A 16,892-nucleotide genomic window follows, 5' to 3' on the forward strand; every position below is an offset into this window, starting at 1 on the left:
AACATGCACCGCAGGCGATGGTGATGAAGAGGACAGGAAATAGATTGCCGATCTGGGGACTGGACCAACCGAGGTGGGCCGGCCAGGCGGACGGCAATCCACCGAAGAGCATCCCCATGACCCCGGCGGCCACCGAAGCATACAACAGGTAGGACGACAGGTAATCCCGCGGCTGGAGCAGAATCCAGACCGGCGTGGTGGATGCGATGAAGCAGTACACCAGCAGGACGACGCCCCAAAATGCGGTGGGGTCCATACCGATCGAATGGGCCAGACGGCTGGCTTCCAATGGGAGTTTGTGGCCGACCCATATCCCGGCGAAAACCGCAGGGACGAAGATCAGGGATGCCAGCCAGATCCGGAGTTTTAAACGATACAGGCACAGACCAAAACCGATAGCCAACAGGATGTACAGCGCCGAGGCCGACGCGACGGGGCCACTCTCCACAAAGGTGGCCGCGGTCAGGTCGGCGAACACAACCAGCACGTACACCAGGCACAACCAGATGAAGATCAGCATGAGCCGATAGGCCAGGGGCGACATGTACTCCCGGGCGATCTCCGCCACGGAGCGGGCCTTGTGTCGCACCGAGGCCATGAGCGCAGAAAAATCATGGACTCCGCCGATGAAGATGGAGCCGATCACCACCCACAAGAGGGCCGGCAGCCATCCGAAGGCGATCGCGGCGATGATGGGTCCCACGATGGGGCCGGCGCCGGCGATCGATGAAAAATGATGTCCCAGCAGAACCGGGCTGGGTGCCGGCACGCGATCCACGCCATCGGAGTCGGTGTGAGCGGGAGTGGGGCGCCGGTCATCCACGTCGAAACGGCGCTCCAGCCAGCGTCCGTAAAAACGGTAAGCCAGACCGAACAGCAACAGGCTGCCCAGAAAAATCAGCGGTAGCATGATCACTCCTGTAGGATGCAGTCAAGCAGCGCCGGCTGAGTAACCGACATAACGGTGCAGTGTAGCACGGTGATCAAGCGGGAGTGTGCGGTGGATCACATCGGATCAATACACCCGGAATTCAATGAAGATCGGGTAGTATTCGCCGTCGGACCCCAGGGCAATTTTATAAGTGCCACGGCCACCAACGCAGCGGATGCTCGCCCGGAACATGTCGTCCCGCCACTTGGGACGCAGGAACGATTTACCCATGTAGTACGATCCGTCGCCCTGGACGATCTTAGCGTTCGCGTCCGGGTACACGACGATCACCCGGAGTTTGTCCTTGGGCAGGTTGCCCATGGATTTGAATTCAAGTTCCACCCGCTGGCCGTAGCGGACGTCGGTCTTGACGGGAGACACGAGCTTGCCGAGGGGGAAGGCGAAATTCTGAGTGCCGAAATACTTGGTGGCGGCGGCATGGGCGATCCCGACACCGATATGGGTGAAATCGGAACTGAGGATGTTCGCCCGGTGGCCGGGTGAATTCATCCAGGACTCCATGAGGTTAAACGCGATTTCGGACTCGGTGGTGCCGAATCCGGTGGCGATATTCTCGGCAAAGCGGACGGCCAGGAGTTCCGGATAATACTTCAGGCGTCGCTGGTCGGGAGAGTGCGCCTCATGATCGGTGTGGGAAAAGAACCGAAAATCCCGCATATTGCCGGAGTGCCGCCGGGCCAGGTCGGCCAGCCCGTCGTCGTAGCGGTAGGAGTCGAGACCGCGCTCCGCTCGCGCCCAATTCACCAATCGAAAAACTTCCAGCTCGATCCGGGCAACGTCCAGATGAAGCATCATGTTGGGCGGGCGGCTGCCCAGGAGTGCGGGTACCGCGAAGAGGAGGACGCTGACGATCTGGATGATGCTCCGTGGTTTCATGGTGACTGGTGATCCTTATACTTCCCGAACTGGAGCTATGTTTCCCGTCTGCTGTCCAAAACCTTGCCAACCCGGCTGCGATTCAGGGCAGCTCGCGCTGGCCGGTGCGCGTCAGTCGGTCCTGCGCGATATCATACCGGTAGCTGAACTCGGTCCCGCAACAGGATCCGCTGAAGGAAAAAACGGCCGGACCTTCCCAGCCGATAAACCGGTGGATCCTGGACGGATCACCGGCACGGAGAGGGCGATCGTAGGCGCCCATGTCCCGCCACGGTTTTCGCCAATCGATCCAGAGATGCCCGCTGCTGTGTACCCAGTCGGCGGCGCGGAAGATCTTGAATCCGTCCCATTGACTGGTCAGAATGACCGCGTATCGGCCATCGGGTGACCACACCTGGAAAAACCAGCTGCCCAGCATGGTTTCATCCGTGGGTATCCGATCAAACTCGCCGGTGACCGTATGCAGGATATAGACTGAACTTGTGGCCACCGGCTGGGGCGGCACCAACAGGAGGCTGTCAGGCGGTTCATCGGTCGTGAACACCGCCGCCAGCGGATAGATCGGATTGGCGATGACAGCCATCACCGTCTCCATGAAGCGGACGGTGAAAGTGGTGCCGTCTGCATGCCGGATCTGCAGCTCCGAGGCTCCCATCTTGCGCACGTCCAGCGGCGCTGTGGCCTCAGCCGGCGGACCCGCTGGCGGCCAGGTCAGCGACAGGCCACCAGCCAAGATGAGGGCGACGATTTGGAACAGCATCCACACTTTCATGACACCGGCACCTGGTTCCATTCTATCCCGATACTCACTAGGATGCGGGGGGGGGAGTTCAGACTGATCAGATGCGGAGATGCGGCTTGGCGTTTGCTTCTTCCGATAGTGGGCGACGAGCGGATGGATACAGACGATGGCAAACCCGAGTGCGGCGAGCAGGCTCACCCACGCCGCGGCGAGGCGCAGCGGTGTGGCACCGAAGCGGATTTCCAGGGTATGACGTCCGGCGGGGACGGCAACGAGGAGTTTTCCCGTACCTGATTCCGCGGTCACCGGGAGCGTCAAACCCTGTTCGTTGCGGGCGGACCAGCCGGAATAGTACCAGGTGCGCAGCGCGATGGCGCCGGATGTCGCCGCCTGGATGTCGATGCGCCGACGCTCGGATTCCCAGGCGATGACTTTCCCGCTGATCTGTCCACGAGCCACGGTCACCAGGGCGTCGTCTGCGCGCTGCGGTGTGAGCTCGGAACCCCGGGGTGGATAATCGGCCGGCAGCCGCCGGAATGCAACAATCTGCTTGAGAATGAGGTGGGGGGGGGCAAACCCGTTCATCTGGATGCAAGATAGGCTGAGCATGCCCATCAGCAGGGTCAGAACCAGACAGAAGCCGGCAAAGGCATACCGCACCCACCCGAAGCGGTTCTTGGACCGCCACACCACGGCCAATGCCAGCGCGGTGATGGCGCTGCCGGACACGGCGAGATGGTCCAGCAGCCGCCAGGGGAGTTGGAGAGTCGCCAAGGCGGGAATTCCCTCCCACAACCACCGCGAGGCGGGCGAGGCCAGGAACACCGCCTCGACGGTGATCATCGAAACGAGCTGGAGAAGGCCGTTGAACACCCCTTGCCCGGATTTGGAAGAGCCTCGATTCATCACCAGAATCAGCCCCATCCCCACGACAGCCAGAGCCAGGGGAAACAGCGCCATGCGTTGGAACAGGTGCTGGAGCGCGGGATCCTCCCACGCGCCGGGTGTCATGAATATAAAGTTGCCCGCATAGACGTTCTGGCCGGCTTGTGGCAGCGTCACGAGGTGTCGCTCAGCCAGGGCGGGCATCAGATAAACGGCTGAGATTGACATCGCCACCGCGGCACCGGCGGTCACTCGGATCAGAGTGTCCAGACGGCGGCTTCTCCCGGTTTCGAATACCAGCCAGACGGACACCAGCGCCAACGCCAGCACGGTGAACGGCAAGTTCAGGAGCAGCATGGCCGCCACGGAAATCGCCCAGCCGCGGACAGGCCGGCTCAGCCAGCCATCGCTGCGAGGTTGGCTCGCAATGCGCCGAAGTGAATCCAGGGCCCAGGGAAACACGCAACCGGCTGCGTAGGCGGGGAACAGCCCGGCGGCGTGGAGTTCGAAAACACGGAATGGCGCCACCAGGGTGAGTGCGACGCCGGCCGCCGCCCACGGTCCGGCCGGCTCCGACAGCAGCCGATACACTCCGGCAAACCCGATGATCGTCAGGAGTGCCAGGACCAGGTAAAAGCCGACCAGAATGTTGCCGCCGCACAACCATGAGGCAAGGCCGGCACAATAAAACAACCCGGGCGGGTAGAAGATCATGGTGGGGGCGCCGAAGCCCTCGTTGAAATCGGCCAGCCATCGTGGATACACGTTCCCCTCAGCCAGACTCGCCCGAAATTGATCGGCCATGGCCAGGTGGATATGCAGGTCGTGGGATAACGGAATGCCCTGCAGGAGGGGCGCCATCAGCAGAATCGCCGCCATCAGGGGCAAAGTGATATTCCATCTGATTGGCGATGTGAAAATCCGGAACATGTTAGCCACGGATCGCATGGTACACCAGGAACCCATGCGCCTCCAAGACCCGGTCGACGGCGCAGTGGACGCGGTGGAGTCTGCGGTCCAAGTGCTTTTCTTTCAATCGCACCGCATGTACTATTATAACCCGCAGGTTGTGACGGGGTTGGCATTCACATGGTGCCTGGCGGCCTGGGGCTTCGCATCGGTTCGCATTTCAAATGAACCGGGGAGATGCGTTCCGGACATGATGCCGGGATCGCTGCCAAAAGAGTGATGAACAATCAACAGCGCGCCTACATGTTCGCCGCTGCCACCGTCCTGATGTGGTCCACGGTGGCGACCGTTTTCAAGCTGACCTTGCGCAGTCTCGGGGTTTACCCCATGCTCCTCGGGGCCGCCCTCACATCCACGGGTTTCCTTCTGGCCGCCATGGCGTTTAAGGGACGCCTGGGCGAGCTGCGCCGGATCTCGAAGCGGGATTGGCTGCGCGCCGCTACCCTTGGCTTCCTGAATCCGTTCCTTTATTACGCGGTGGTGCTCAAAGCCTACGAACTGCTCCCTGCCCAGGAAGCCCAGCCGCTCAACCAGACCTGGACCATCACCATCGTCATTCTATCTGTACCGCTGTTGGGACAGCGCCTGCGCTGGTCCAGTCTTGGAGCGATTCTGGTCAGTTACCTGGGCGTCACGATCATCGCCACTCATGGAGAGTGGCGCCTGGTGCGGGTGTCTGAACCGTTCGGGGTCTTTCTGGCTCTGGCCAGCACCTTGGTCTGGGCCCTGTACTGGATCTACAATCTGAGGGATTCACGTGACGAGCTCATCAAGCTTGCCGCGAATTTCATCTGCGGCACCGGATACTGCCTGGCGGCCGTACTGCTGTTTCCCCAACCCTGGAATGGATCGTGGACCGGGTGGGCCGGCGCTATTTACCTGGGTCTGTTTGAGATGGGAGTGGCCTTCGTGTGCTGGATGAAGGCGCTGCAGTTGTCGGAAAACACGGCCCGCGTATCCAATCTGGTTCTCTTGTGCCCGTTCATCTCCCTGGTTCTGATTCACTATGTGGTGGGCGAACCCATTCTCGGATCCACCGTGGTGGGATTGGTATTCATCATGGCTGGTGTCTTGTGGCAGCGCAGCTTGGCCTCCGCCTTACCGGCGTGACATCTCCGCCATGAAATAACCCTTGAGACTCGTGCAGGAGTAAAAGTAGTAAATCAAATCTCCGGTTAAACAACTGGCCGTCCGATCTCGTTTAATTAGGGTAGACATTTTGCGGGAGGTTGGCCATGTACCGATGGGCACGTTGCATCATGCTGGGACTGGCGGTTTGCGTCGGGTGGGCGGCGGCCGGGGAACTGACCGCACCGAAACGCCTGACTTTTGTCATCCAGCAGGATGCGGATCCCGCCATGACCTCGTTAAATTTCAATAAGGGGTTCGCCGCACTACTCAAGCGGCTGCCTCCGGATTGCCAGGTGAGCATCTTCGGGTTTTTCGGTAACACGGTATACCCCGTGCGGCATGGAAAGGCCGGGGAACTGGACTGGCCTTCGAAGGGGCTGGAGTTCCTGGCCGCCAACCAGAATGCGGTGCCGTTCAAAGATCTGCTGGCTATACTCGCGCATTGGCGGATCCAGGATCAGCCGGTCTTTTTCATCAGCAATTGCCGCTGCCTGGCCATGTTCCAGAGCATGCAGCTCGAAGGCACCAATGTGGATAAACACGTGAACATCAAACCGTCCGTTGTCTCGGCGGTGGAGAAGCCGGTGATCATGGACCAACAGGATTTCGATCCCAAGCGGTACGAACCGCTGGCCAAATTAAACAGATACCTGAAGGAAAACAAGATCCGATTGTATGGTTTTTACGTGCGGAAAAACACAGAAAAGGATCTCTTCGCCGAAGACGACCGAACTGGTTCCTCGTTTTTCACCGGTGACATGCGCTACTTCCAAAACCGCCAAATCAACCGGGACCTGATGCTGGACAGTCTAGGCCTCACCGCCCTACACTGGCTTACCATCGAATCGGGCGGAGCTCTGTTCTACGATTTCCCTTCATTTAACGGTGTATTCCAGTCACTGGATCAGAAATAATCTCAACTACCCAAGTGGGGAAAAGCAGGGTCATCAGTCTGGGGCTGAACCATATTCTTGTTTGTCCGGACAGTCGTCTGTTCCCCAAAAGTAATCAGGCACTCCGGTATGGAGTGCCTGATCGAAGCCATAGACAAGATTGGATTTCGGTTAAACACTACTTCAGAGGTTCCGCCGGAGGCGCAGCCGGTTTAGCATCGTCGTGCGCGCACCGGCCAGCGCTAGTCCTGCAGCAGGCGGATTTGGCGGTAGCACGCATGGCATCGACCGTCTTGCCGCACGCCGCCTTGTCATGGGCGCATTTGGCGTTGGCCGTCATACCGCAGGCGGCTTTGGCATGTTCGCATTTGCCGTCGCCACTCTTACACTTCTCACACATGCAGTCGGCGCAATTGCAGGGGTTGCACTTGCACTCCACACACTTGCACTTGTCGCATTTGCAATCCGTGCATTTGCAATCGGGACATTCGCACTTGGCATCGGTCTTGACGACAGCGCTCGAGGGATTCACAACCGATGTGGCCGTCTCCTGGGCCAGCAGGCCTCCAGTCAGCCATGCGGCCACAGCGATGGTCAGACCGAGCACGATAAGTTTCTTGCGCATTGAAATATCCTCCTATTGATTTGAAATGAGCTGATGTTCTCTGAATCTAAATCTACTGGTATCGAGTTGCAGACATCTTACCTTAAGCATGCACGATGCCAAACACAACGAAACGACCAGTTCGCCAGGAAACATTAAAAGAACAAATAAAAACAATGACATACGAGAATCATCATCGATTTGCGTTTGCGAAAGTTCAATGAAATGTGTAGAATATTGTTCAAGTTGAGCAATAATATTCAGAATCAGTTTGCTATCGTGATAGGCACGATCGTCTCAATTTGAGGTGGCCAAATGTCAGGCAAAGCAATCCGAATGATCATCGTGCTGGGCGTCCTGGCCACGACCGTTTCGATCCATTATCTGCTGCCGCATGCTGGCTTTTTTCATGCCATGCACCTGATTCACCGGCGGCTGTGCTACATTCCCGTGATTCTCGGCGCTCTCTGGTTCGGCCTGTGGGGTGGGGTGTTGACCGCGGCGGCCATTTCACTGGCTGTTCTCCCGCTGGTCTTCGGCATGCAATGCTCGCTCTGGGAAAACCCGGAAGTCGTTGAAATCGTGTTTTATTTCGGCATCGGCACGCTGATGGGATTCATCGTTTCCCAAGGGGAGCGGCAGCGCCGACACAAGGAAGCGCTCGAAAAGGAACTGGTGACAGCGGAGCGTCTCGCCACCGCCGGTCGCACGGCGGCCGGAATAGCCCATGAGGTGCGGACTCCGCTCGGCTCGATTCAAGGCGCTGCGGAAATTCTGGCGGAGGATTATCCGGACGATCATCCCCGGCGACCGTTCTTCGACATCCTCAACCGTGAGATCCGTCGTCTGGCTCGCGTGATGGAGGACTTCCTGGACCTTCACCGTCCGCTCAACCTGGCGCCACTTTCCTCAGATCTCACGGAGGTGGTTCGCGAGACCATAGGCGTGCTAGCGGCACAAGCCAATGAGCGGAACGTCCGGCTGGAATATAAGGCCCCGGAACAGCTGAAAGCGCGGTTCGATCCGGACCGCCTCCGCCAGGCGCTGGTCAACCTGGTGCAGAACGCGGTCCAGACGTCTCCGGCAAACGGTCGGGTCTGCGTGGAAGTGAGCCAACAAACTGACGGAATCCGGTTCGTGATCGAGGATGAGGGGGCTGGCATTCCTCCGGAAAACTTGGAGCGAATCTTTGAGCCGTTCTTCTCGCGCCGTCCGGACGGTACCGGACTCGGCCTGACGCTGGCTCGCCAAATCGCCGAATCGCACGGCGGCTCGCTCACGGCGGAGAACCGTCCAGGGCAGGGGGCCCGTTTCATCCTGATGCTGCCAGCCGAGCGGCAACTGTCGGAACAGCCGGGAGGGGGTTCAGCATGAGACGTGTACTTCTGGTTGAAGACGATGCCAGCCTTCGGAGCGTGATGTCCTATCACCTGCGGAAGGCGGGCTATGAGGTGACGGAGGCCCCTGACGGAGAGCGCGCGTTGAACGCAGCCGCCGAGCGGGCTTTCGACCTCATCCTGACCGACATTCGGATGCCTCAGATGGACGGTCTGGACCTGCTTCGGCAGCTTCGGACTCGCGATTTGGACGTGCCCGTCGTGATGCTGACGGCTTTCGGAACCATCCACGATGCGGTTGAAGCCATGCGCTCGGGTGCGTGTGACTACCTGACCAAACCTGTGGAAAAAGACCAGCTGCTTCATGCCGTGGATCGAGCCCTACGGCTGGGAGACCTGGAACGGGAGAATCGCCGTTTGCGGGAGGAGTTGGCCGGGCAGAAACCCTTGGAAGCGATCATGGGAACCAGCCCGGCGCTGCAGGAAGTGATGACCCTCCTGCGGCGGGTCGGGCCCGCGGATGTCACGGCCCTGATCACAGGAGAAAGCGGGACGGGCAAGGAACTCGCCGCACGCGCGCTGCATGCGTTGTCGCCCCGGGCCCACGCCCCCTTCGTTGCGCTCAACTGCGCCGCCGTGCCGACGGATCTTCTGGAAAGCGAGCTGTTCGGTTATCGGAAGGGAGCCTTCACCGGGGCTTCGACGGATCACCAGGGGAAATTCCAGCAGGCTGATGCGGGAACGCTTTTCCTTGACGAGATCAGCGACATGGACATCCGGCTGCAGGCCAAGATCCTGCGCGTGATTCAGGAGCGCGTGATCGACCCGTTGGGAGGCACCAGGCCGTCGCCGGTCGATGTACGCCTCATCGCCGCCACGAATCGTGACCTCCAGACGATGGTGGCGCAGGGAAAGTTCCGCGAGGACCTGTATTACCGGCTCAACGTCATCCGCATCCACCTGCCGCCCCTCAGGGAACGGGGCGAGGACGCTCTGCTTCTCCTGGCGCATTATTATCGACATTTCGGGGGCGGCGAACTGACCCTGCATCCGGACGCGCGTCAGGTGCTGCGGACATACGGCTGGCCTGGCAATGTCCGCGAAGTGGTCAACCTGGGTCAGCGTCTGGCAGTACTGCACCCGCATCAAGAGGTGCGACTGATCATGCTGCCTGACGAAATGGTCAGGGACGCAGCTGCCTCGCCGCCCGTCGAGTCCGAGGCCGGTCGAGGTTTGTGGGCCATGGAACGGGATGCCGTCTGCCAGGCGTTGGTGAGCCACCATTGGAACCAAGCGGCGGCCGCCCGTGCCCTGGGAATCCCTCGGCACATCCTGATCTACCGCATGAAGAAGTACAACATCACACGACCGTGATCTGGATCAAAACGGTTATTTTCTGTTTGGAGCCGGAGTGTCCGGCGCGTGTTTGTCGGGAATCGGCGCGGGCTCCGGTTCCTGATGCTTGTCCCGGATCATCTGGATGTACTTGTCGGGATCGTCTTTCATTTTTTTCGAGCAGTAGTCGCCGCATGAATAGAGCCGATACCCATTCACATCCACATATTTACTCGTGCGATCAACTTTCATGCCGCATGGCGGACAGAACGACTGCGGGGGCGGGGTCTTGGCCAGGGTCACCCCTTGCTTTTTCAAAGTGTCGAGATACTGTTGAGGATTCTTCTTGAATTTATCGATGCAGGCCGAGCTGCAGAAGTAGATCCGGTAGCCGTCCCGGTCGATATGAAAATGCTTGCCGATGGCTTTGTTTGAGACGGGACATCGAGTTTGCGGCCGGGCGGACTCCGCATCCAGCCCCCCCATCAGCGCCACCAGGCCGGTCAGGTACAATGCACAACCCGCTGCGCGCGTGAACCGGATCGGTCGCATGGCTGCCTCCTGTGAACGATGTCGCTCGGCCCAATTCCTACCATGATTATACGCGACCATCCAACCGCAGGCAATTGGGTCGCTGTGTTCGGAATCCGGATGCACCCTCAGGTCATCTGTTCGATATGAAATTTGATCTGTCATGGAGGTCGTGACATGCCCTATTACTTCAACAAGACCGTTCAGATGCCTTTCCCGGATGTCGTCGCCAAGGTCATGGACGGTCTAGCCGCCGAGGGCTTCGGCGTGCTTTCGGACATTGACGTCAAAGCAACCATGAAGCGCAAGCTGGATATCGAATTTCAAAACTATCGGATCCTGGGCGCCTGCAACCCGCCGTTCGCATACCGCGCACTCCAAATCGAGGACAAGATTGGCACCTTGATGCCCTGCAACGTCATCGTGCAGGAGCGAACGCCGGGGACAGTGGAGGTCGCTGCCGTCAATCCGATGGTATCCATGCAGGCAGTGGACAAACCGGAGCTGCGCGAAGTGGCCGAAGAAGTCACTGCCCGTCTTCGGCGGGTGATTGACCGGCTCTGATATCGCATTCTCCTCAAAAATTCCCTCATCCTTATTCTGGACATGAACAAATAAATTATTGACAATGTGAATTACCATTCACTATTATGTGAACATTCGTTCACATGGAGCATTCAATGACCCAGCGTATGGATTCCAAACAAAGAAAAGAGCAGCTCATGCATCATTCGCTGGAAATCATCTCGCGGTCGGGTCTGCGGGGTCTTAGCATGGCGGGGTTGGCCCGGCTTGTCGGGCTGGTCCCGTCGGCGATCTATCGGCACTATCCGAACAAGCAGCTCCTGATTCTGGCAATTTTTGAGCATTTGAGAGAGCATGTGTTCGCCAATATCAAGGAGGCTTGTGCCAGTGTTCAAGATCCGCTAGAGCGTTTGCGGATCATCCTGATGCAGAACATCACGCTGATCCGGCATTTTCAGGCCATTCCGCGCATTCTCCTTTCGGACAGCGTCTATAGCGGCTCTCAGGAATGCCGTCGGATGGCGTACGACATGATCCGATCCGTTCAGGCCAGAATTGCCAAAATCATCGTTGAGGGTCAGGTCCACGGCCAGATCCGCTCAGAATTGAATCCACATGATGTTGCCGTCCTGTTCTGGGGAATCATGCCCCCGACGGCTATTCTGTGGATTCTGAGCAACGAGCGGTTTGATGTGAACCGCCACGTGGAACAAGCCTGGGAGCTGTTCCGTCGGGCGATCGCTACCCGATGAGAGTCTAACGCCAGATAGGAGTCAGTTATGTATCGCCATGCCGTCACCGTGGTTGCTCTATGCACCCTGGCTGTTTGGATCATTGTGCTCGGAGGTTGTAGCTCGGAACATTCCGGCACAGTCCGCTTTTCAGGCAATCTTGAGGTCACAGACGCGGATGTGGGTTTCAAGATCTCCGGCCGGGTTCTGGAGCGCGCCGTATCGGAGGGGGATCTCGTCACGGCCGGCCAGCCGGTCGCGCGCCTGGAAGACGCCGACATTCGACAGGAGGTGGCCATGCGGAAAGCAGAGCTGCAGGCCGCCAGAGCCTACCTGGATGAGCTGGAGGCCGGCTCCCGGCCTGAGGTCATCGCCCAGGCGGAAGCTGCAGTCCAACGCGCCGCCGCCTGGTTGAAGGAGTTGCAGACCGGCAGCCGTCCGCAGGAGATTGCCTCGGCCGAAGCGGCCGTGGCCAGCGCCGCCGCCGACTTTGAACGGATTCGCCAGGACTTCGAGCGGCAGCGGGCGCTCTTTCAAAAAGACGTGATCTCCGAACGGGAATTTCAGACCTATCAATCGTCATACGACATGGCCCAAGCCCGACTCCGCGAAGCGGAGGAGCGTCTGAGCCTGATTCGGGAGGGGCCGCGCACGGAGCAGGTGGAGCAGGCCCGTGCCGCACTAAGAGAAGCAGAGGCGCGCCAGCGGGAAATTCGCAACGGCCCCCGTGCGGAGACCATCGAGCAGGCGCAGGCCCGGCTGCAGCAGGCGCGCGAGGCGTTGCAGTTGTCCGAAACTCGCCTGAGCTACACCACGATTGTTTCGCCCCTGACCGGAGTTGTGCTGACGGACAACATCGAAGCCGGCGAGATTGTGGCGCCCGGCACACCCGTGGTCACCGTGGGTGACCTGCACCATGTCTGGCTGCGAGGGTACGTCGCTGAGACCGATCTGGGCCGGATCAAGGTGGGGCAGGCGGTGCGCGTCACTGCGGACACGCATCCGGACAAGGTATATCGGGGCCGGGTGACGTTTATCGCCTCCGAAGCCGAATTCACGCCGCGCAGTGTACAAACCACCAAGGAACGGGTGAAATTGGTGTACCGCATCAAGGTCGATATTCCGAATCCTGACCTGGAACTCAAGCCCGGCATGCCGGCGGACGGCGAAATCGACACCGCGGGGGCCGGCCAATGACCGAAACCGTGCGCGCCAGCGAGCTGACGCGTCGATTCAACGGTCGGACCGTGGTGAATCGCGTCAACCTGGTGGTGTCGGCCGGCGAAATCTATGGCCTGGTAGGTCCCGACGGAGCGGGTAAAACCACCACCCTGCGGATGCTGGCGGCGATCCTGAATCCCACATCGGGCGACGCCTGGACGGCCGGCCGCCACACTGTGCGCGAAGCCGAGGCGGTGAAAGAACGGATCGGCTACATGAGCCAGCGCTTCGGACTGTATCCGGATCTGACGGTCATGGAAAATTTGTTGTTCTATGCGGATATCTACGGTGTCCCCCGGCAGGGCCGCGAACAGACCGTTGACCGGCTGCTTGAATTCAGCAACCTGAACCCCTTTCGGGAGCGGCGCGCCGGGCGGCTCTCGGGCGGGATGAAACAGAAACTGGCCCTGGCCTGCGCGCTCGTACACACGCCCGAAGTTCTGCTGCTGGACGAACCTACCAACGGGGTCGATCCCGTGTCCCGACGCGAGTTGTGGCGCATCTTGTACCTGCTCATGCGGGAGGGCGTGGCTGTCATTGTCACGACGGCGTATCTGGATGAGGCGGAACGGTGCAACCGGCTGGGGCTCCTGCATAAAGGCAGACTGGTGGCCAGCGGCTCGCCGCAGGAGATCAAACAGCTCATGCGCGGCCAGATCCTGGAAGTCCGCACGTCGGATGCGCGGCGCGCTGCCGAACGGCTGCGGCGGGATCGCCCGCAGGCGGTGACTCTGTTCGGCGACCGCCTGCATGTGGTGGCCGATGCCCGGGAGTCAACCGCAGCCTGGATCAGGCGAAATCTGAGCGCGGTTGGCATTGAGGTAATGGACATTCGATCCGTGGAGCCGGCGCTTGAGGATGTGTTCATTTCGGTATTGTCCGATTCCGAGCGGGAGCAGGCGCACGATGGCGACCGAATCCAATGAAGCAGCGGTGGTGGTTACCGATCTGGTGAAGCGGTTCGGCGCGTTCACCGCAGTGGACCGGGTCAGCTTTTCCGTGCGCCGGGGGGAGATTTTCGGTTTTCTGGGACCCAACGGCGCCGGTAAATCCACCACGATCCGAATGCTGTGCGGGCTGCTCCGGCCCACCGCCGGCAGCGGCTCCGTCGCCGGTTTCGACATCTGGACGGAATCTGAACAGATTAAATCGAATATCGGGTATATGAGTCAGAAATTCTCGCTGTACGAAGACCTGACTGTGGAGGAGAACATCGACTTCTACAGCGGGATCTACCGGCTGGCCGCCGACCGGAAGACCGACCGAAAAGAATGGGTGATCCGGATGGCGGGACTGGAGGAACACCGCCGGTCGAAGACAGCCACTCTCTCGGGTGGCTGGAAACAGCGCTTGGCACTAGGATGCGCGATTCTGCACGAACCGCCCATCCTGTTCCTCGACGAACCCACCTCCGGCGTGGATCCAAACAGCCGCCGGCGATTCTGGGAGCTCATCTATGACATGGCTGGCGCCGGCGTGACGGTATTCGTCACAACTCATTACATGGACGAAGCCGAATACTGCGACCGGGTGGGATTGATCTACCGGGGCGAGCTGATAGCCAACGGCTCGCCCATGGTTTTGAAGACGAAACACATGCCGGAGGACGTTTTGGAAATCTGGTGCGATCGGCCGCAGGAAGCCATGGCGTTGGTGGAACGCCAGCCCGGAGTCAAGGAAGCGGCCCTCTTCGGGCGGGCGATGCACGCCGTGGTTCATGATCGCGAGCTCTCCGCGACCGCCATCGCCCAGGCATTGGATGGCGCCGGCTTCCACCTGGAGCGTTTGGAACCGGTCACACCGTCGCTGGAGGATGTGTTCGTGTCCCTCATCGAGGCGCGGGACCGGCGCGACAACGGAACGGAGGCGCCGGCATGAACCTCCGCCGTCTCTGGGCGATGGCCCGGAAAGAGTTCATCCATATTTTCCGCGATTTTCGCAGTCTGGGAATGGCGATCGCACTTCCCATGTTTATGCTGTTGCTGTTCGGGTACGCCCTGACTCTGGATCTAGATCGCGTGCCCTTTCTCGTCTGGGATCAGCACCCATCGCCTGCCAGCCGAAACCTGGTGAGCGCATTCACCGGCTCCCGCTACTTCAAGTTGACCGGCAGCATTCGCCACTATGAGGAAGCCGTGATCGCCATCGACGAGCGTCGGGCGCAGTTCGCGCTGGTCATTCCCACGGATTTCAGCGAGCGGCTCGAAGCCGGACGGACGGCGCCGATCCAGATTCTGCTGGACGGCAGCGATGCAAACACCGCCACCCTTGTTCTCGGGTACGCCGAAGCCGTCGTCCAAGCCGCATCCGGCCGGATTGCGGTGGAAGCCACGCCACGGAAGGGCATTTCGCTGCGTTTACCCCGGCTGGAGATGCGTCCCCGGATCTGGTTCAACGAAGATATGGAGTCCCGCAATTTCATCATCCCGGGTTTGATCGCAGTGATTCTGTCGATCCTTGCCGCCCTGTTGACCTCACTGACCGTGGCCCGGGAGTGGGAAACCGGCACGATGGAGCAACTCATTTCCACACCGGTGAAGCGGATCGAAATCATTCTCGGCAAGCTGATCCCGTATTTCGTCATCGGCATGTTCGATGTGATGCTGGCGGTGGTGCTGGGCAAGTATCTGTTCCAAGTGCCTGTCCGGGGTCGGATCGAACTCATCTTCGGTTCGGCTGCACTCTTTCTGGCCGGCGCGCTCGGGGTGGGCGTGCTGATCAGCGTCATCACTCGAGCGCAACTACTCTCCAGCCAACTGGCCATGATCGTGACCTATCTGCCGGCACTCATGCTGTCGGGTTTCGTGTTCGCCATCCGCAACATGCCGGAACCCCTGCAGTGGATCACCTACGTGGTCCCCGCGCGGTATTTCGTCAGTCTGCTGAAAGGGATCTTCCTGAAAGGACTTCGGGTTGAGAATCTGTTCGTTGAACTGAGCCTGCTGGCAGTGTTCGCCTTGGCGATGCTGACGCTGAGCACGATCTGCTTGCGAAAAAGGTTGGACTAGCCGTGCTGGAACGAATTCGCCACATGCTCATCAAGGAGTTCATCCAGGTGCTGCGCGACCCGCGCATGCGCGGCGTGATCTTCCTGGCACCGATCTTCCAGCTGCTGGTTCTGAGCTACGCCATCACGACGGACATCCGGAACATTTCGCTGGCTGTGTTTGACCAGGACCGGACGGTCGCCAGCCGGCAACTGGTGCAACGGTTTTCGGGATCCGGGTACTTCGTCGTGGAACGCCAGCTTGTGAGCGAGAATGAAATTCGGGACATGCTGGACGGATCCGACGTTCAGATCGTCCTGCGGATCGGCCAGGGCTACGGCGGAGATATCGGCGCCGGCCGACCCGCAACCGTCCAGGTGATTCTGGATGGAACCGACTCCAATACCGCCAGCGTGATCCTGCAGTACGCCGGACGTTTGATCGCCGACCACTCCCGCCAGATCCAACTCGAAGCCTTCCGCCGCCAGGCCGGATCGGTCTTGCCAGCCGGCCATATCGATCTGCGACCGCGCGCCTGGTTCAATCCGAACCTGGAGAGCCGCATTTACTACGTACCGGGTTTCATCGCCATCATCGTCACCCTGGTCACCCTGATGCTGACCAGCATGGCGGTGGTGCGGGAGAAGGAGATCGGCACCATGGAACAGCTCCTGGTGTCGCCCATCACGCCGTGGGAGTTCATTCTGGGCAAGTCGGTGCCGTTCGCCATCATCGCGTTTGCCGACGTCATCCTGGCAACCACCGTCGGCGTTCTCTGGTTCGATGTGCCGGTGCGGGGCAGCCTGATCCTGCTATTCCTGGCCACCGGCATCTACCTGCTGAGCACGCTCGGCATCGGGCTGCTCATCTCCACCATCAGCCGGACGCAGCAGCAGGCCATGATGACGACGTTTTTCTTTTTCATGCCGGCCATCATGCTGTCCGGGTTCATGTTTCCCATCGCCAACATGCCCGAAATCATCCAGTGGATCACATACGCCAATCCACTGCGCTATTTTCTGGTCATCATTCGTGAGCTTTTCCTGAAAGGTATCGGATTCAACGTGTTGTGGCCCCAGCTGGTGGCGCTGCTGGTCATCGGCGTGACGACGCTCGGGTTCGCCACCCGACGGTTTAAAAAGACCATGGTCTGACCGGAGGGACAACCGTGTG

The 16,892-nt window shown here is 59.8% G+C and carries 16 protein-coding genes; 11 read left to right on the top strand and 5 right to left on the bottom strand.

Annotated elements, in window-relative coordinates:
* The 3 genes from GX414_16300 to GX414_16310 all read right to left on the bottom strand — a co-directional run.
* On the bottom strand, positions 1-910 hold a 910-nt coding region (locus GX414_16300), incomplete at its 3' end, for a carbon starvation protein A (GenBank protein ID NLI48664.1).
* Positions 911-1,015: 105 nt separating this feature from the next.
* Positions 1,016-1,828 carry a CAP domain-containing protein gene (locus GX414_16305; protein NLI48665.1) on the bottom strand — a complete coding sequence of 271 codons (813 nt, stop codon included), beginning with the start codon at positions 1,826-1,828 and terminating at the stop codon, positions 1,016-1,018.
* A gap of 82 nt (positions 1,829-1,910) precedes the next feature.
* Complete coding sequence (locus GX414_16310) at positions 1,911-4,343, bottom strand: hypothetical protein (protein ID NLI48666.1); 2,433 nt, start codon at positions 4,341-4,343, stop codon at positions 1,911-1,913.
* A gap of 300 nt (positions 4,344-4,643) precedes the next feature.
* Here GX414_16310 and GX414_16315 point away from each other — a divergent pair, with 300 nt between their 5' ends.
* A complete protein-coding gene (locus tag GX414_16315) occupies positions 4,644-5,534 on the top strand; it encodes an EamA family transporter (protein ID NLI48667.1) in 891 nt (296 codons plus the stop codon).
* A 149-nt stretch (positions 5,535-5,683) separates the two neighbouring features.
* On the top strand, positions 5,684-6,469 hold the full coding sequence (locus GX414_16320; GenBank protein ID NLI48668.1) for a hypothetical protein: 786 nt from the start codon (positions 5,684-5,686) through the stop codon (positions 6,467-6,469).
* Between the two features lie 157 nt (positions 6,470-6,626).
* Here GX414_16320 and GX414_16325 read toward each other — a convergent pair whose 3' ends face one another.
* On the bottom strand, positions 6,627-7,073 hold the full coding sequence (locus GX414_16325) for a hypothetical protein (protein NLI48669.1): 447 nt from the start codon (positions 7,071-7,073) through the stop codon (positions 6,627-6,629).
* Between the two features lie 315 nt (positions 7,074-7,388).
* Here GX414_16325 and GX414_16330 point away from each other — a divergent pair, with 315 nt between their 5' ends.
* Both GX414_16330 and GX414_16335 read left to right on the top strand, forming a co-directional pair.
* Positions 7,389-8,426 (top strand): hypothetical protein, encoded by a 1,038-nt coding sequence (locus GX414_16330; GenBank protein NLI48670.1) that lies wholly within the window; start codon positions 7,389-7,391, stop codon positions 8,424-8,426.
* Entirely contained in the window at positions 8,423-9,763 is a 1,341-nt protein-coding gene (locus GX414_16335; GenBank protein ID NLI48671.1) for a sigma-54-dependent Fis family transcriptional regulator, read from the top strand. The genes GX414_16330 and GX414_16335 overlap by 4 nt, the downstream gene beginning before the upstream one ends.
* A gap of 15 nt (positions 9,764-9,778) precedes the next feature.
* On the opposite strand, the gene GX414_16340 is transcribed toward GX414_16335, so the two are convergent.
* Positions 9,779-10,210, bottom strand: coding sequence for a YHS domain-containing protein (locus GX414_16340; GenBank protein ID NLI48672.1), 432 nt, complete (start codon positions 10,208-10,210; stop codon positions 9,779-9,781).
* Positions 10,211-10,432: 222 nt separating this feature from the next.
* Between GX414_16340 and GX414_16345 the strand changes: the two genes are divergently transcribed.
* From GX414_16345 to GX414_16375, 7 genes are all read left to right on the top strand, one after another.
* The gene (locus GX414_16345) at positions 10,433-10,819 is read left to right on the top strand and encodes a DUF302 domain-containing protein (protein NLI48673.1); all 387 of its coding nucleotides are present in this window, start codon (positions 10,433-10,435) and stop codon (positions 10,817-10,819) included.
* A gap of 116 nt (positions 10,820-10,935) precedes the next feature.
* Positions 10,936-11,532: a TetR/AcrR family transcriptional regulator gene (locus tag GX414_16350; protein NLI48674.1), complete on the top strand. Its 597-nt coding sequence runs from the start codon at positions 10,936-10,938 to the stop codon at positions 11,530-11,532.
* A 27-nt stretch (positions 11,533-11,559) separates the two neighbouring features.
* Positions 11,560-12,708, top strand: a complete 1,149-nt coding sequence (locus GX414_16355) for an HlyD family efflux transporter periplasmic adaptor subunit (protein NLI48675.1) — start codon at positions 11,560-11,562, stop codon at positions 12,706-12,708.
* The gene (locus GX414_16360; protein NLI48676.1) at positions 12,705-13,658 is read left to right on the top strand and encodes an ABC transporter ATP-binding protein; all 954 of its coding nucleotides are present in this window, start codon (positions 12,705-12,707) and stop codon (positions 13,656-13,658) included. The genes GX414_16355 and GX414_16360 overlap by 4 nt, the downstream gene beginning before the upstream one ends.
* The gene (locus tag GX414_16365) at positions 13,639-14,610 is read left to right on the top strand and encodes an ABC transporter ATP-binding protein (protein ID NLI48677.1); all 972 of its coding nucleotides are present in this window, start codon (positions 13,639-13,641) and stop codon (positions 14,608-14,610) included. The genes GX414_16360 and GX414_16365 overlap by 20 nt, the downstream gene beginning before the upstream one ends.
* Positions 14,607-15,740, top strand: coding sequence for an ABC transporter permease (locus tag GX414_16370; protein NLI48678.1), 1,134 nt, complete (start codon positions 14,607-14,609; stop codon positions 15,738-15,740). The genes GX414_16365 and GX414_16370 overlap by 4 nt, the downstream gene beginning before the upstream one ends.
* Positions 15,741-15,742: 2 nt before the next feature.
* A complete protein-coding gene (locus GX414_16375; GenBank protein NLI48679.1) occupies positions 15,743-16,873 on the top strand; it encodes an ABC transporter permease in 1,131 nt (376 codons plus the stop codon).
* The last annotated feature ends 19 nt before the right edge of the window (positions 16,874-16,892 follow it).

The sequence above is a fragment of the Acidobacteriota bacterium genome (assembly GCA_012517875.1).
Taxonomy (GTDB): domain Bacteria; phylum Acidobacteriota; class JAAYUB01; order JAAYUB01; family JAAYUB01; genus JAAYUB01.

Excerpts from the sequence above, each read along its gene's own strand:
- GX414_16355 (NLI48675.1), top strand. The coding sequence starts at position 11,560 with ATGTATCGCCATGCCGTCACCGTGGTTGCTCTATGCACCCTGGCTGTT.
- GX414_16350 (NLI48674.1), top strand. The coding sequence starts at position 10,936 with ATGACCCAGCGTATGGATTCCAAACAAAGAAAAGAGCAGCTCATGCAT.
- GX414_16335 (NLI48671.1), top strand. The coding sequence starts at position 8,423 with ATGAGACGTGTACTTCTGGTTGAAGACGATGCCAGCCTTCGGAGCGTG.
- GX414_16365 (NLI48677.1), top strand. The coding sequence starts at position 13,639 with ATGGCGACCGAATCCAATGAAGCAGCGGTGGTGGTTACCGATCTGGTG.
- GX414_16370 (NLI48678.1), top strand. The coding sequence starts at position 14,607 with ATGAACCTCCGCCGTCTCTGGGCGATGGCCCGGAAAGAGTTCATCCAT.
- GX414_16305 (NLI48665.1), bottom strand. The coding sequence starts at position 1,828 with ATGAAACCACGGAGCATCATCCAGATCGTCAGCGTCCTCCTCTTCGCG.
- GX414_16345 (NLI48673.1), top strand. The coding sequence starts at position 10,433 with ATGCCCTATTACTTCAACAAGACCGTTCAGATGCCTTTCCCGGATGTC.
- GX414_16340 (NLI48672.1), bottom strand. The coding sequence starts at position 10,210 with ATGGGGGGGCTGGATGCGGAGTCCGCCCGGCCGCAAACTCGATGTCCC.
- GX414_16360 (NLI48676.1), top strand. The coding sequence starts at position 12,705 with ATGACCGAAACCGTGCGCGCCAGCGAGCTGACGCGTCGATTCAACGGT.
- GX414_16330 (NLI48670.1), top strand. The coding sequence starts at position 7,389 with ATGATCATCGTGCTGGGCGTCCTGGCCACGACCGTTTCGATCCATTAT.
- GX414_16320 (NLI48668.1), top strand. The coding sequence starts at position 5,684 with ATGCTGGGACTGGCGGTTTGCGTCGGGTGGGCGGCGGCCGGGGAACTG.
- GX414_16315 (NLI48667.1), top strand. The coding sequence starts at position 4,644 with ATGAACAATCAACAGCGCGCCTACATGTTCGCCGCTGCCACCGTCCTG.
- GX414_16325 (NLI48669.1), bottom strand. The coding sequence starts at position 7,073 with ATGCGCAAGAAACTTATCGTGCTCGGTCTGACCATCGCTGTGGCCGCA.